Origin of the sequence: Cryobacterium lyxosi (assembly GCF_004403345.1) — a bacterium.
Lineage (GTDB): Bacteria > Actinomycetota > Actinomycetes > Actinomycetales > Microbacteriaceae > Cryobacterium > Cryobacterium lyxosi.
In genome coordinates, this window is sequence record NZ_SOGT01000016.1 from 24,008 (window position 1) to 37,710 (window position 13,703).

Annotated in this window: 14 protein-coding genes; 11 read left to right on the plus strand and 3 right to left on the minus strand. The window is 63.7% G+C overall.

The genetic code is table 11. The annotated features are described in order from the left end of the window. Nucleotides 1-51 precede the first annotated feature (51 nt). Together E3T27_RS15000 and E3T27_RS15005 are read left to right on the plus strand one after the other, a co-directional pair. Nucleotides 52-759 (plus strand): histidine phosphatase family protein, encoded by a 708-nt coding sequence (locus tag E3T27_RS15000; RefSeq protein WP_134573750.1) that lies wholly within the window; start codon nucleotides 52-54, stop codon nucleotides 757-759. Between the two features lie 9 nt (nucleotides 760-768). After that, nucleotides 769-1,326, plus strand: a complete 558-nt coding sequence (locus E3T27_RS15005) for a DUF3090 domain-containing protein (protein WP_104197657.1) — start codon at nucleotides 769-771, stop codon at nucleotides 1,324-1,326. 118 nt (nucleotides 1,327-1,444) lie between these two features. Here the strand turns inward: E3T27_RS15005 and E3T27_RS15010 are convergent, their stop codons facing one another. Next, complete coding sequence (locus E3T27_RS15010; RefSeq protein WP_241992275.1) at nucleotides 1,445-2,599, minus strand: methyltransferase; 1,155 nt, start codon at nucleotides 2,597-2,599, stop codon at nucleotides 1,445-1,447. Nucleotides 2,600-2,845: 246 nt separating this feature from the next. Here E3T27_RS15010 and E3T27_RS15015 point away from each other — a divergent pair, with 246 nt between their 5' ends. From E3T27_RS15015 to E3T27_RS15050, 8 genes are all read left to right on the plus strand, one after another. After that, on the plus strand, nucleotides 2,846-3,871 hold the full coding sequence (locus E3T27_RS15015) for a TerC family protein (RefSeq protein ID WP_134573752.1): 1,026 nt from the start codon (nucleotides 2,846-2,848) through the stop codon (nucleotides 3,869-3,871). Nucleotides 3,872-3,908: 37 nt separating this feature from the next. Further along, complete coding sequence (locus tag E3T27_RS15020; protein WP_241992276.1) at nucleotides 3,909-4,700, plus strand: PP2C family protein-serine/threonine phosphatase; 792 nt, start codon at nucleotides 3,909-3,911, stop codon at nucleotides 4,698-4,700. Between the two features lie 164 nt (nucleotides 4,701-4,864). After that, on the plus strand, nucleotides 4,865-6,325 hold the full coding sequence (gene leuC / locus E3T27_RS15025; protein WP_134573754.1) for a 3-isopropylmalate dehydratase large subunit: 1,461 nt from the start codon (nucleotides 4,865-4,867) through the stop codon (nucleotides 6,323-6,325). Nucleotides 6,326-6,327: 2 nt separating this feature from the next. Beyond that, entirely contained in the window at nucleotides 6,328-6,954 is a 627-nt protein-coding gene (gene leuD / locus E3T27_RS15030; protein ID WP_104197660.1) for a 3-isopropylmalate dehydratase small subunit, read from the plus strand. Between the two features lie 169 nt (nucleotides 6,955-7,123). Then, nucleotides 7,124-8,431, plus strand: coding sequence for a UDP-N-acetylglucosamine 1-carboxyvinyltransferase (gene murA / locus E3T27_RS15035; protein WP_104197778.1), 1,308 nt, complete (start codon nucleotides 7,124-7,126; stop codon nucleotides 8,429-8,431). A 7-nt stretch (nucleotides 8,432-8,438) separates the two neighbouring features. Continuing rightward, nucleotides 8,439-9,236: a lysophospholipid acyltransferase family protein gene (locus E3T27_RS15040; protein WP_233200883.1), complete on the plus strand. Its 798-nt coding sequence runs from the start codon at nucleotides 8,439-8,441 to the stop codon at nucleotides 9,234-9,236. Beyond that, nucleotides 9,226-10,377 (plus strand): NAD(P)H-dependent glycerol-3-phosphate dehydrogenase, encoded by a 1,152-nt coding sequence (locus E3T27_RS15045; RefSeq protein WP_241992277.1) that lies wholly within the window; start codon nucleotides 9,226-9,228, stop codon nucleotides 10,375-10,377. Before E3T27_RS15040 ends, E3T27_RS15045 begins: the two co-directional genes overlap by 11 nt. Then, complete coding sequence (locus E3T27_RS15050) at nucleotides 10,277-11,374, plus strand: D-alanine--D-alanine ligase family protein (protein ID WP_134573756.1); 1,098 nt, start codon at nucleotides 10,277-10,279, stop codon at nucleotides 11,372-11,374. The genes E3T27_RS15045 and E3T27_RS15050 overlap by 101 nt, the downstream gene beginning before the upstream one ends. 62 nt (nucleotides 11,375-11,436) lie before the next feature. Here E3T27_RS15050 and E3T27_RS15055 read toward each other — a convergent pair whose 3' ends face one another. Continuing rightward, nucleotides 11,437-11,961, minus strand: coding sequence for a DUF3515 family protein (locus tag E3T27_RS15055; protein ID WP_134573758.1), 525 nt, complete (start codon nucleotides 11,959-11,961; stop codon nucleotides 11,437-11,439). Nucleotides 11,962-11,985: 24 nt separating this feature from the next. Here E3T27_RS15055 and thiL point away from each other — a divergent pair, with 24 nt between their 5' ends. Further along, entirely contained in the window at nucleotides 11,986-13,020 is a 1,035-nt protein-coding gene (thiL, locus tag E3T27_RS15060) for a thiamine-phosphate kinase (RefSeq protein ID WP_134573760.1), read from the plus strand. A gap of 41 nt (nucleotides 13,021-13,061) precedes the next feature. Here thiL and rsmD read toward each other — a convergent pair whose 3' ends face one another. Next, complete coding sequence (rsmD, locus tag E3T27_RS15065; protein ID WP_134573762.1) at nucleotides 13,062-13,643, minus strand: 16S rRNA (guanine(966)-N(2))-methyltransferase RsmD; 582 nt, start codon at nucleotides 13,641-13,643, stop codon at nucleotides 13,062-13,064. Nucleotides 13,644-13,703 lie beyond the last annotated feature (60 nt).

Consider the following 13,703-nt stretch of genomic DNA (forward strand, 5'->3'; position numbering starts at 1 on the left):
GCCGGGCCTTTCTGGTCCACGGCGTCAGTGCTCCTGTATAGGCTCGTAGGCATGGCCACAGTCATTCTTGTGCGGCACGGTCGCACCACAGCAAACGCCACCGGTATGTTAGCCGGACGAACTCCCGGGGTCGGGCTCGACCAAGTGGGGCGTGAGCAAGCCGCCCGCACCGGGGAGCGGCTTGCTGCGGTTCCACTGGTTGGTTTAGTCTCGAGCCCGCTGGAACGATGCCAGCAGACCTCGGCCCTGATCCTGCAGCATCAGACGGGCTCCCCGGCGACGACCGAGGATGCGGACATCACGGAGTGCGACTACGGGCAGTGGCAGGGCCGATCGCTCAGCGAGCTTGCCCTGGAGAAACTGTGGCCGGTCGTGCAGGCGCAACCGTCAGCCGTCGTCTTTCCCGGCGGAGAATCGATGGCGACCATGCAAGCCCGGTCGGTCGCCGCCATTCGGCGCCACGACGCACGGATCGAGGCGGAATTCGGGCCGGACGCCGTGTGGGTGGCGGTCAGCCACGGCGACATCATCAAGTCGATTCTGGCCGACGCGCTCGGCATGCACCTGGACCTGTTTCAGCGCATTTCTGTCGGTCCGGCCTCGGTGTCGATCGTGCGCTACGGGCCCCACCGTCCGAACGTGTTTGCCACCAATACCGACTCCGGAGACTTGTCCTGGCTGCGCTCGAGTGCCCCGGGGGCCGACGCGCCGGTGGGCGGTGGGCCCGGCCACGATGCGCCACAGGCCGAGCACTCATAAAATGTTCACATGCCCATAATCGTTCACGAATTCGACTGGCCAGATCGTGTTGTCATCGGCACCGTCGGTGTGCCCGGATCACGCACGTTTTACCTTCAGGTGCGTAGCGGCGCTCAAATCGTCAGCATTGCCCTGGAAAAACAACAATCCGCTCTGCTCGCGGAGAAGATCGACGAAATGCTCGAGCAGCTCATGACGCACGACGGCAACCCCTTCAGCGTGCCAACGGCAACGCCTATCGAACTGGTCGACAACGACCCCCTGGAGCAGCCCTTTGATGAGCAGTTCCGCACCGGCACGATGACCCTCGGCTGGGATCCGCGCACTGCGCAGGTCGTGATCGAGGCTTTTTCGCTGACGGACAGCGGGGTCACCGACGAGGATGACTTCGACGCGGCCAGCCTGGAGTCGACGGAAACGCTGCTTGTGCGTATCCCGGTGGGCACCGCCCAAGCGTTCGCGATGCGCACCCGCGAGATCGTGGGGGCCGGTCGACCCATTTGCGCCTTGTGCGGTATGCCCATCGATGCGGACGGACACGTCTGTACCCTGCCGGATGACCGCTGATTCCGATGGAGCTCGACCTCGATTGATGCCCAGTGCGAGCTCCCCGGCCGCTCTGGTCCTTTCCAGGTGGTGCTGCAGAGCTGACGACAATCGCAGACCCGAGCGTTGAGCGCGGGGTTTAGCTGGCGCAGAGGCGCCAGAGAGAGGTGACCTCGTTCGCTCGCACCGCGTGCAGCGGGTCGTTCGTGTCGCGCGCTCTCGAGTGTCTGGCGGGCGCTTCGAGTGCACCGATCACGCGCAGGCCGGCCGCATCGATCACGTTCAGAAGGTCGCCGCGGGAGCGCAGCCCCACCAGCTCAGCGAAATCGGACAGTACCAACCAGACCTCACCGTTTGGCTCCAGATGGTCGAGCACGCCGGCCAGAAATCCCTTGAGCATGCGAGATCCAGGGTCGTAGACGGCCGCATCGAGCAGCGAGTGTGCGGTCGCCGGAATCCACGGTGGGTTGCAGACAATAAGATCGGCCTTCCCCTCAGGAAAGAGACTGGTCAGTTGAACCTCAACCTGCCCGTCGAGTTTGAGAAGCGATACCGTCTCTCGAGCGGATGCGACCGCACGCGACTCGATATCTGTCGCGACTACATGCGGCACGCCCCGGGTTGCGAGTACCGCTGCGAGCACCCCGGTGCCGGTACCGATGTCGAAGGCAAGCTGTGGCGCGGCGAGGGGAGCGCTCGCCACGAGATCGACGTACTCGCTGCGCACCGGGAAGAATGTGCCGTAATGCGGATAGATGTTGGCGTTCAACGCGGCAACGGGAATGCCTTTGGTCCGCCACTGATGGGCGCCGATCGTACCGAGCACCTCGTGCAGCGACACAACGGATGCCTCGGTGATGCTGCCGTAGGCGGCGACCGTGGCAGCGTGAACGTCCGGCGCACGGCGCAGCCCGATTGTGTTGCCGACAGCAAGCGGAACGAGAAGCAGTCCGAGAATCCGGGCTCGGTGCGACCTGTTCTGCCGATAGCGGTAGAACAGGTCGGCGGTGCTGCGCTCGGTGTGATCCGGGCGAGGCCTGGTGCGGTGTTCCAGAGCCGTCAGAATTTGGCGGGCGTTCTGAAAGTCTCCGTTCCAGAGCATTGCGACGCCCTGCGAGGCCAGCCGGTAGGCCGCATCCGCTGTGATCGTGTCGTCGACCGGCTCGACTCGTTTCGGGGCCGGTGCGCCGTTAGCTGATCTCCACAGGGCGGTGACCGGTCGACCAAGGTCAGACCAGTTGATGTAGTCGGCGGCCGTCATCGAACCCGGTGCATAGTCATAGCCAACAAGCATAGGCCGGGTTCGGGCCGGCGCTGGGCGAAGGTGCGAGCGGGGCCGCCACACTGATAGGATTTTGCGAGCGAAGGGGAGTATCCCTCTGGGCCCGATCGGGTTCTATGTCGCGATCGTCAATACGGGCCGCACTGGCGGGGCCCCGGTCGCGGTGGTATCGATTGGTTCCGTTTGGGCGCTATCGGTGCGGGAGAGACTTTCGGGTTCTGCCATCCCCGATTCCCGTTATTTTCTTGAAAGGCCCCCGTGGAACTCGCCCTCCCTCTCTGGTTCGAAGCTGGATCATTGGTCGTTTTGACCCTTATTCTGGTCGCTGACCTGCTCATCGTCTACAAGCGCCCGCACGTTCCGAGCATGCGCGAGGCTGGCCTCTGGGTTGCGTTCTACGTTGGGCTCGCGCTCATTTTCGCGCTCTTGATGCTGGTTCTCGGTGACGCTGAACATGCCGGTCAATTTCTTGCCGGCTGGCTGACCGAGTACAGCCTGTCGATCGATAACCTGTTTGTCTTCGTAATCATCATGGCCAGGTTCTCCGTGCCGCGAAAATACCAGCAGGAAGTGCTGATGGTGGGAATCATCATCGCTCTCGTGCTGCGCGGAATCTTCATTCTGCTCGGCGCCCAGCTGATCGAAAGCTATGCCTGGATCTTCTACATCTTCGGCGCGTTCCTGTTCTATACCGCCGTGAAGCAAGCGTTCTCCTCAGAAGCAGAAACGGAAGAAAAAGAGAACGGCGTCATTCGTCTGCTCCGCCGCAGCATTCGTATCTCATCAGAATTCGACGGCTCCAAGGTTCGCACGCTGGTCGACGGCAAGAAGATCTTCACGCCGATGCTGATCGTGTTCATCGCGATCGGCACCACCGACCTCATCTTCGCCCTCGATTCCATTCCAGCGATCTTCGGCATCACAACGAGCCCGTTCATCGTGTTCACGGCCAATATCTTTGCCCTCATGGGCTTGCGCCAGCTGTACTTTCTCCTCGGCGGCCTGCTCGAACGTCTCGAATACCTCAAGTACGGCATCGCGGTCATCCTCGGCTTCATCGGCGTCAAGCTCGTGCTGCACGCGATGCACACCAACGAGGTCTTCTTCATCAATGGTGGCGATCCCATGTTGTGGGCGCCCGAGATCGACACCTGGACCTCGCTCGGCGTGATCATCGGCAGCATGGCCGTGGCCACCGTGGCGAGCCTGATCAAGGCTGGTCACGATGCCAAAAAGCGTGGCATCACGCTGGTCGAGGAGATTTCGGTTAACGCCAACGAATGACTGATCGAGGCCGGGCGACGGCAAACGGGGGGCTTTCATGACTGTGCACCGGCAGAGCATGATGGAGCTTTCCAGTGCTGTCGCCCGTTTCTCTTTCAGCGAGCGCACCGATGTCGGCAGCGTGCGCAAGGTCAACGAGGATAGCGTGCTCGCGCAGTCCCCAGTGTTCCTCGTGGCCGACGGTATGGGCGGCCACGCCCGGGGTGAGGTCGCCAGCCAGACCGTACTTCGGGTGTTCGATGAGCACATCGCCCGCGATTCGCCCTCGACGCCGGAACGTATCCTCGACGCCATCCACTCTTCGAATGACGCCGTACGCGATCTGAGCACAGCCGATGACTACGGCACCGCAGTGTCGGGCACCACCCTCGCGGGCATCGCCTTCGTCGACGCCGGTGATGACGTCGGCTACCACTGGATGGCCTTCAACGTTGGCGATTCCCGCGTCTACACCTGGACCGACGGTGTTTTGGCCCAGTTGTCCATCGACCACTCCGCAGTGCAGGAGATGGTCGACGCTGGCCTGATTTCGGTCGACGACGCCGAGAAACACCCCGAGCGCAACGTCATCACCCGGGCGATCGGCGCCGACGAGTTTGTCGATGCCGACGTCTGGCTGTTGCCGGCCCTCGGACAGCAATCCTTTTTGATCTGCTCCGACGGGCTGACCAAAGAACTTGATGATGCGGCGATCGCGGAGGTTTTGGCCAGGGACATCGGCCTGGATGCCGCGGGGCGCAGTGTCGCTGACATTCTCGTCGACGAAGCCATCGAGCACGGCGGACGCGATAACGTCAGCGTCGTCTACGTGGAATCAACGTTCGACTGACCGGTCGCGCAAGCGTTCGCGAGCCGAGCGGCTGGGCGAGGTGTTAGCCTGAACCCATGGTGCTGAGCCGACTTCTTCTGTGCCGCGACGAGTCCCTGTCCTGAGGCCTCCCTCGTCGCGGCGTTCAGCGTGGCTGCCATCGATTCGTGAGGAAGACGCTCAAAATGACCAACGTAATACCCACTTCGCAAAAACACTCCGGCACCGGCCTTCGTACCCTGGCCGAGAAGGTCTGGGACAAGCACCTCGTCACCAAGGGTGAGGACGGTACGCCAGACCTGATCTATATCGACCTGCACCTGCTGCACGAGGTCACCAGCCCGCAGGCCTTCGACGGCCTGCGCCTGTCCAATCGAATGCTGCGTCGGCCCGATCTGACCATCGCGACCGAGGACCACAACACGCCAACGCTCGCCATCGACAAGCCGATAGCGGATCTCACCAGCCGCACGCAGATCGAGACCCTGCGCCGCAACTGCGCCGAATACGGTGTGCGCCTGCACTCGCTCGGTGACATCGAACAGGGCATCGTGCACGTTGTCGGCCCACAGCTCGGCCTGACCCAGCCGGGAATCACCGTGGTGTGCGGCGACTCGCACACCTCCACCCACGGTGCCTTCGGTGCCATGGCGCTCGGTATCGGCACGAGCGAGGTCGAGCACGTCATGGCCACCCAGACTCTGCCGTTGAACCCCTTCAAGACCATGGCCATCACCGTCAACGGCAGGTTGCGCACCGGGGTCACCGCAAAAGACATCATCCTGGCCGTGATTGCCCGGATCGGCACCGGCGGGGGGGCCGGTTACGTGCTCGAATACCGTGGTGAGGCCATTCGAGCCCTCTCCATGGAGGGGCGCATGACTATCTGCAACATGTCGATCGAGGCCGGCGCCCGCGCCGGTATGGTCGCCCCCGATCAGGTCACCTACGACTACCTTGACGGGCGTGCCCACGCGCCCCGCGGTGCCGACTGGGACGCTGCCGTGGCCTACTGGGAGACCCTGGCTACCGACGAGGGCGCCACCTATGACGCCGAGGTCATCATCGATGCGAACGATCTCGAACCGTTCGTCACCTGGGGTACCAATCCCGGCCAGGGCGTGTCCCTGAGTGGAGCTGTGCCGAATCCCGCCGAAATCGTCGATGCCAACGAGCGCTCGGCGGCTGAGCGGGCTTTGGAATACATGGATCTCGCGGCGGGCACCCCGATGAAGGACATCCGGGTTGATACCGTTTTTCTCGGCTCCTGCACCAACAGCCGGGTCGAAGACCTGCGCGCCGCCGCTGAAATCATCAAGGGCAAAACCAAGGCCGAAGGTCTGCGCATGATGGTCGTTCCCGGTTCTGCCCGGGTACGCATCGAGGCCGAAGCTGAGGGGCTCGACCAGATCTTCCTCGACTTCGGTGCCGAATGGCGCTTCGCCGGGTGTTCGATGTGCCTCGGCATGAACCCAGACCAGCTTGAACCCGGCGAACGCTGCGCGTCGACCAGTAACCGCAACTTTGAAGGGCGACAGGGAAAGGGCGGGCGCACCCATCTGGTGTCGCCGCTCGTCGCTGCCGCCACGGCCATTCGCGGCACGCTCAGTAGCCCGTGGGATCTCGACCAAGCTGGAGACAAGTAACCATGCAGAAATTCACCACCGTCACCGGAATCGCGGTGCCGCTGCGCCGTTCCAATGTCGATACCGACCAGATCATTCCAGCCGTGTATCTCAAGCGCGTCACGCGCACCGGCTTTGAAGACGCATTGTTCGCGGCGTGGCGCCTCGACCCCGACTTCGTCATCAATAAAAAGGAGTACCAGGGCGGTCGCGTACTCATCGCCGGGGCCGACTTCGGCACCGGCTCCTCCCGCGAACACGCGGTGTGGGCCCTGCGGGACTATGGCTTCGACGTGGTGCTGAGCCCCCGGTTCGGCGACATCTTTCGCGGAAACGCCGGCAAGCAGGGACTGCTCGCCGGGCAGATCAGCGAAGCGGATGCCGAAACCCTGTGGAATTTGGTCGAGTGCGCCCCCGGGGTGGAGTTGACCGTGGATCTGGTGAGTAAAACAGTGCGTGTCGGGGACCTGACCGTGAATTTCGAAATCGACGATTACACTAGATGGCGGCTGCTCGAAGGTCTCGATGACATCGCGCTGACCCTGCGTGACGAAGCGCGGATCAAGGAATTTGAGGGGACGCGAGAGTCGTGGTTGCCCCGCACTCTTCCGGCGCTCTCCGCAGGTTCGGCCCGCGTCAATTTGCAGTAATTTGTATTGCACCAATTTGCACTAGGACAGGTATTTTGTGAGCACTCTCAGTGAAGCCCGGCGTGATCAAGAGGCGAAGAATCTAAACGAAGCCAGGCAGCACGATGACGCGAACGAGCGGGGGAGTGCTCAGAACCACGGGGCATCCGTTGGCCTCACCGCCGATAAAATCACCATCCGCGGTGGTATTCCGCTGGTCGGTCGCATCGAGGTGAAGGGGGCGAAGAACCTCGTCACCAAGGCCATGGTCGCCGCCCTGCTCGGTGAAACCCCCAGCGTTCTCAAGGACGTTCCGAACATCAGTGATGTTCGGATCGTTCGCGGCCTGCTTGAGGTGCACGGCGTCAATGTAACCGAGGGTGATGAGCCCGGAACCCTCGTGCTTGACCCGGCAAACGTGGAAAGCGCGCACTTCGCCGCGATCGACGCCCACGCGGGTTCCTCGCGTATCCCCATTCTGTTCTGCGGTCCGCTGTTGCACCGGCTCGGCGAAGCCTTCATCCCCGACCTCGGCGGCTGCCGCATCGGCGACCGGCCGATCGACTTTCACCTCGAGGTGCTGCGCAAGTTTGGTGCTGTCGTCGAAAAGCAGCCCAACGGCATCCGTATGTCGGCGCCGAACGGTCTCAAAGGCGCCAAGCTCGAACTGCCGTACCCGAGCGTGGGCGCCACCGAGCAGGTGCTGCTCACCGCGGTGAGGGCCGAAGGTCTCACCGAGCTCAAGGGCGCGGCAATCGAGCCTGAAATCATGGATCTCATCAATATTTTGCAGAAGATGGGCGCCATCATCACGGTCGATACTGACCGGGTGATCCGCATCGAGGGCGTCGAACGCCTGGTCGGTTACAATCACCGCGCCCTGTTCGACCGCAACGAGGCTGCCAGCTGGGCTGCCGCAGCACTCGCTACCGACGGCGACATCTTCGTCGGTGGCGCCCGGCAGGCTGAGATGATCACGTTCCTCAACGTCTTCCGCAAGGTCGGTGGAGCTTTCGACATCTGCGACGACGGCATCCGCTTTTATCACCCCGGCGGTGACCTCAAGCCTGTCATCATCGAAACGGGCGTCCACCCCGGCTTCATGACGGACTGGCAGCAGCCGCTCGTCATCGCGCTGACCAAGGCACACGGAACGTCGATCGTGCACGAAACGGTGTACGAGCAGCGGTTCGGCTTCGTCGACGCGCTCGTCGAGATGGGCGCGACAATTCAAATTCACAAGGAATGCCTCGGTGGGCACACGTGTCGATTTGGCCAGCGCAATTTCAATCACTCGGCCGTCATTACCGGCCCGACGAAGCTGCACGGCGCCGACATCGTCGTGCCCGACCTGCGCGGCGGTTTCAGCCACCTGATCGCGGCGCTTTCGGCCGAGGGCACATCAACGGTCAGCAACGTGGGAATCATCAGCCGCGGGTACGAGAACTTCATCGGCAAGTTGCGGCTTTTGGGGGCGGACTTCGATCTCGAAGGATAATAGGCGCGTGCCTGAAAATAACGACGTGTCCGTAGCTTCCGGTTCATCTTCACCGCGCACCCGAATTCGTTCGGAGAAGAGCAGGCCCAGCGCGTTCTGGATCCTCGCCGGGCTGATTCTGCCGGTCATGAACCTCGCCGCCCGGTACGAGATCATCGACGCTCACAAGTTTCCGCGCAGTGGTGCGTTCGTGCTCTCACCCAACCACTACAGCGAGATCGACCCCGTGGTCATGGGAGTCGTAGCGTGGAAGTTGGGGCGGCTGCCTCGATTCCTGGCGAAGGCATCTGTTTTTGAAATTCCCGTCTTCGGTGCGGTGCTGCGCAGGTCCGGGCAGATTCCGGTGCAGCGCGGCGGTTCGGTGCGCGGCAGCGAACCGGTCAAGGCCGCCCAGCGTCTGGCCGAGAAAGGTCAGATCGTCGTGGTGTACCCGGAGGGGTCACTGACCCGTGACCCTGACTTGTGGCCGATGCGCGGCAAGACCGGAGCCGTTCGCATCGCGCTGGAACAGGGCATTCCCATCGTGCCGGCCGCCCACTGGGGCGCCCAGCACCTGATGGAACGATATTCCAAGAAAATCAGCCTGTTTCCGCGTAAAACCATCACCGTGAAGATCGGCGACCCGATCGACCTCTCCCAGTTTCGCGGGCGGAGTCTCGACACGGCGACGCTCAACGAGGCGACCGCAGTCGTGATGCTGGCCATCACCGCGCTGCTGGAAGACCTGCGCGGCGAGAAGGCCCCGGCTAAGCGGTGGAACCCGGCGGAGCACAATCAGAGAGAGACCGGTCGTTTTGAAGCCTAGAACCGCCCAGTTGCCGAAGATTCAGCCAGGCACCCGGGTGGCCGTTCTCGGCGCGGGCAGTTGGGGAACGACCTTCGCCAAAATTCTCACGGATGGCGGTGCCGACGTCGTTCTGTGGGCTCGCCGCCCCGAACTGGCCCGGGAAATCTCTGAGGCTCGCCGTAACAGCGATTATTTGCCGGGGGTGAACCTGCCGGTGGGCCTGCGCGCCACGAGCCGTCTCGACCTGGCCCTGGCCGGCGCCGAAATGGTTTTCGTCTCGGTTCCGAGCCAGTCGCTGCGCGAAAATCTCAAGCAGGTCGAGCCGTATCTGGTTGCGAACCCGATAGTGATCTCGCTCATGAAGGGTGTCGAACGCTCCACCGGCATGCGCATGAGCACGGTGATCGAAGAAACGCTGCGCATTGACCCCGATCGCATTGCCGCGATCAGCGGTCCGAACCTCGCGCTCGAAATCGCCAAGGAACAGCCCACCGGCGCTGTCGTCTCCTCGGTGAGCCTCGAAACGGCGCAGGCCGTGGCCAAACTGGCCACCAATCGCTATTTTCGCTCCTACGTCAATACCGACGTCATCGGCACCGAGTTCGGTGGGGTGCTGAAGAACCTGATCGCGGTCGCCATCGGCATCGTCGACGGTGTCGGCTACGGCGAGAACACCAAAGCCTCGATCATCACCCGCGGCCTGGTCGAAATGACCGACTTCGCGGTCGCCTACGGCGCTCAACCGGAGACGTTGGCCGGCCTGGCCGGGCTCGGCGACCTCATCGCCACCTGCCAGTCGCCGCTGTCTCGCAACAACACGGCCGGGCGATTGCTCGGCCAGGGTTACAGCATCAACGACGTCGTCAAACAAATGCAGCAGACTACCGAAGGCCTCGCTTCGGTGAAGCCGGTTCTCGAACTGGCCCGTGCCAAGGGCGTCGAGATGCCCATTGTCGAACAGGTTCGCCAGGTGCTCGACGGCACACTCAATCCCCGCGACATTGCGCCGCACCTCACGACTGACTCCGGCGAACCGCAGGGCGAAAGGACACTTGACGATGCACAAGCTCACGGTGGTGCTTCTCTTTGGAGGGCGTTCCAGCGAACACTCGATCAGCTGCGCTACGGCGGGGGGAGTGCTGGCAGCCCTCGACCCTGAGCGCTACACCGTCATCCCGGTCGGAATCACCCGGGACGGCGCGTACGTACTCGAAGACAACGACCCAGCCAAATTCGCCCTCAACGCGCAAGCATTGCCCGTTGTCGCCGACAATGGCACCCGGGTGCGCTGGCCGCAGAGCGCATCGAGCCGGGAAATGACCGTTGTCGATGCGTCCGGTGAGCGTTCACTCGGTTCTGTCGACCTTATATTCCCAATTTTGCATGGACCTTTCGGCGAGGACGGCACCATTCAGGGCATGCTCGACCTGCTCGACCTTCCGTATGTCGGGTCAGGGGTTCTCGCATCCGCTCTGGGGATGGACAAGCACTTTGCCAAGACCGTCTTTCAGCAAGCAGCCCTGCCGGTGGCGCCGTGGCGCACCCTGATAGCGGATGACTGGGCGCGGGATCCCGCCCTGGGTGACGCGGCCCTCGAACAACTCGGCTTGCCCGTCTTCGTGAAGCCGGCCCGGGCCGGGTCGAGCGTCGGCGTCAGCCGGGTAGCGACACGAGACCAGCTGGCCGAGGCCATGACGGTCGGTCTCGCCGAAGACAGCAAGGTACTCATTGAATCCGGGCTCGTCGGACGTGAACTCGAGATCGCCGTGCTGCAAGGACGCCCGGGGGAACCGACCCGCGCCTCCGTGGCCGGCGAGGTCGTCGTGACGGGCCGTGACTTCTACGACTTTGCCGCGAAGTACCTGGATGCGCCGGGAGTCGAGCTGGTCTGCCCCGCGCCGCTATCAGCGGCAGAACTGGCTGAGGTACAGCGGCTGGCCATTGCCGCTTTCGAGGCGATCGGCGCCGCTGGCCTGGCTCGGGTTGACTTCTTCCTGACGGAGACCGGATGGGTGATCAACGAGATCAACACCATGCCCGGGTTCACAAGCATCTCGATGTTTCCCACCTGCTGGCTGGCCAGCGGCTACACCTACCCGGAGCTGGTCGACGAACTCATCTCTGTGGCCATCGCCCACGCCCACCACGGCTCCTGACCGGCCTGCCGAGGGATCTCGCGCACCACCGGCGGGTCACCGACGGGTCGTGAACCAGGGGATCACGGGGCGGTTGTGGCCCCTGGTGTGGGCAGCTGCACGTCTTCGGCGCCGACACAGGAACCGGTCGCCGGCACATACGCGACCGCATTCGCGACGTCGACGAGCGCCGTCGAGCCGCTCACCGCTTCGGAGTCGACCACGATTTCGATGGCCGGGTCGCGCCCATAGGTCGTGTAGCGGTAGGTCGGGGCGGCGGCGTCATCTTCGATCCAGTCGATGCCGTTGATATTCAGGCATGGCAGAGTCGTGGGCGCCGGCACGGGAACACCACAGTGCAGCAACACAGCGGCCGGGTCGCCCCAGGCTCCTGTTGACTGGGCGTTCGTCTCCCGGGACTCCTGATCGGCGACGGTGGATGGCAGGTGCACGATCACGTCGGCGCAGGCCACGTTGGTGGCGTCGGCGGCCGGGGTCAGGGGTACGGCAGTGGCGCAGCCGGCCAGCAACAGTGAGGTCGCCAGCACGGCGGCGGCGGCGGCGAAACGACGGGGAGCGGTGCGCAGGAGCAGGAGTGGGTGAGACATCGTATTCAGGCTACCGTTTCTAACATGACCACTGCTGCGGATGCCCCGCTTTCACCTCCGCACTCCGCCGCCACCGAAACTCTCGCCGACCTCAGCGAGGGGGCCGTGCTGGCGCGGATCTTTCCCCGTCTACCGACGGCTTCGGCCCAACTTCTCGGCCCGGGCGACGATGCGGCGGTCATCTCGGCGCCTGATGGGCGGTTTGTGGTGACGACCGACATGATGATTCAGGGACCCGATTTTCGCCTCGCGTGGTCGTCACCGCACGATCTTGGCTGGAAGGCCGCCGCCACCAATCTTTCCGACGTGGCCGCGATGGGCGCTCGCCCGACAGCTTTGGTCGTGGCGATCGCCGCCCCGCCGTCGACGCCCGTTTCGGTGCTTGAGGGCCTTGCCGACGGGCTGCGCGACTGCTGTGAGGCTCTCGCCCCCGGCTGCGGGGTGGTCGGCGGTGACCTGTCAGCGTCAGACGCCCTCACCCTGGTTGTGACGGCCTTCGGCGACCTCGAGGGCCGAGCTCCCGTTCTTCGCTCGGGAGCGCGGCCAGGGGATACAGTGGCGCTGTCCGGCCGGCTTGGCGACGCTGGAATCGGCCTCGAACTATTGTTCCGTCTGGGCGTTGATTCCAACGGAGTACCCGACCTGGCCAGGGCCAACGCACTCAAACTCACGCATCCCACCGAAGTGGCCGCCCAGCTCACCCCCGTACCGCCGATTGCAAGTGGCCCGATTGCAGCGCTCGGCGGAGCCACGGCCATGCTTGACGTCTCCGACGGACTTGCCATCGATGCCGGACGCATCGCGCGGGCCAGCGGTGTGGGTATCGACTTCGACTCCAGCTGTCTGGGGGAGCGGATCGAGGTCGCCCTCGGAGGCGGGGAAGACCACGGACTTCTCGCCACCTTCGCACCCGACCGTGTTCTGCCGCCCGCCTTTCGCCGCCTCGGAACGGTCGTCGCGGTATCCGCTTCGAATTGGGGCGCCATCACCGTCGACGGTGTTTCACACGACCAGGGCGGCTGGGACCCGTACCGAGGCTGGGACGGTGCGGCCGGCTAACTGAAACGGATGCTGCACGACCAGTGACGGCGCCGGTAGTACTACGGCGCCGGCTGCAGGGTGGAATCGGCGTACCAGACGGTCGTGTCGCCGTAGTCCTTGCGACGGTCGAGTGCGAGCCCCGGGCCCCATTTTGGCTCGGGCGAGCGGGAGCTGCGCTCGAGCACCACGAGCGCGTCGGTGGCCAGCAGGGGAGCCAATGCACTCAAATTGTGCCCGAGTTCAATCTCGCTGAGGTCGTAGGGCGGGTCGATGAACACCACGTCGAAGCCCTCTTTGGTAGCGGCCAAGAACGACTGAACCGCCTGGGCGGAGACGGCGATCTTCAGGTCAGTGCCCTTCGGCGCTGACCGTTGCACGGCCTCGGCGTTCCTTCGACACATGGCCGCCGCGCCGTAGCTGTTCTCGACGAGCGTCACGACGCGGGCGCCGCGACTGGCGGCCTCAAGCCCCAAAGCTCCCGATCCCGCATACAGATCCAACACGCGCATGCCGTGCAGGGCATCCCGTGAGTCGAGCGCCGAAAAGATGGCCTCGCGTACCCGATCACTGGTTGGCCGTGTACCCGACTTCGGAACAGCCAGGGAGAGAGAGCCGGCAAACCCGGTAATAATTCGCATCATAACCCTCCCGAGCCTAGCCGCCCCGCAAAGAACGCCCCGCAAAGAACGCTCCGCAAAGAA

Bases quoted from the DNA above. Each gene is read 5' to 3' on its own strand.
- E3T27_RS15000 (WP_134573750.1), top strand. From the start codon at position 52: ATGGCCACAGTCATTCTTGTGCGGCACGGTCGCACCACAGCAAACGCC.
- E3T27_RS15005 (WP_104197657.1), top strand. From the start codon at position 769: ATGCCCATAATCGTTCACGAATTCGACTGGCCAGATCGTGTTGTCATC.
- E3T27_RS15010 (WP_241992275.1), bottom strand. From the start codon at position 2,599: ATGCTTGTTGGCTATGACTATGCACCGGGTTCGATGACGGCCGCCGAC.
- E3T27_RS15020 (WP_241992276.1), top strand. From the start codon at position 3,909: ATGACTGTGCACCGGCAGAGCATGATGGAGCTTTCCAGTGCTGTCGCC.
- leuC (WP_134573754.1), top strand. From the start codon at position 4,865: ATGACCAACGTAATACCCACTTCGCAAAAACACTCCGGCACCGGCCTT.
- leuD (WP_104197660.1), top strand. From the start codon at position 6,328: ATGCAGAAATTCACCACCGTCACCGGAATCGCGGTGCCGCTGCGCCGT.
- E3T27_RS15050 (WP_134573756.1), top strand. From the start codon at position 10,277: ATGCACAAGCTCACGGTGGTGCTTCTCTTTGGAGGGCGTTCCAGCGAA.
- E3T27_RS15055 (WP_134573758.1), bottom strand. From the start codon at position 11,961: ATGTCTCACCCACTCCTGCTCCTGCGCACCGCTCCCCGTCGTTTCGCC.
- thiL (WP_134573760.1), top strand. From the start codon at position 11,986: ATGACCACTGCTGCGGATGCCCCGCTTTCACCTCCGCACTCCGCCGCC.
- rsmD (WP_134573762.1), bottom strand. From the start codon at position 13,643: ATGATGCGAATTATTACCGGGTTTGCCGGCTCTCTCTCCCTGGCTGTT.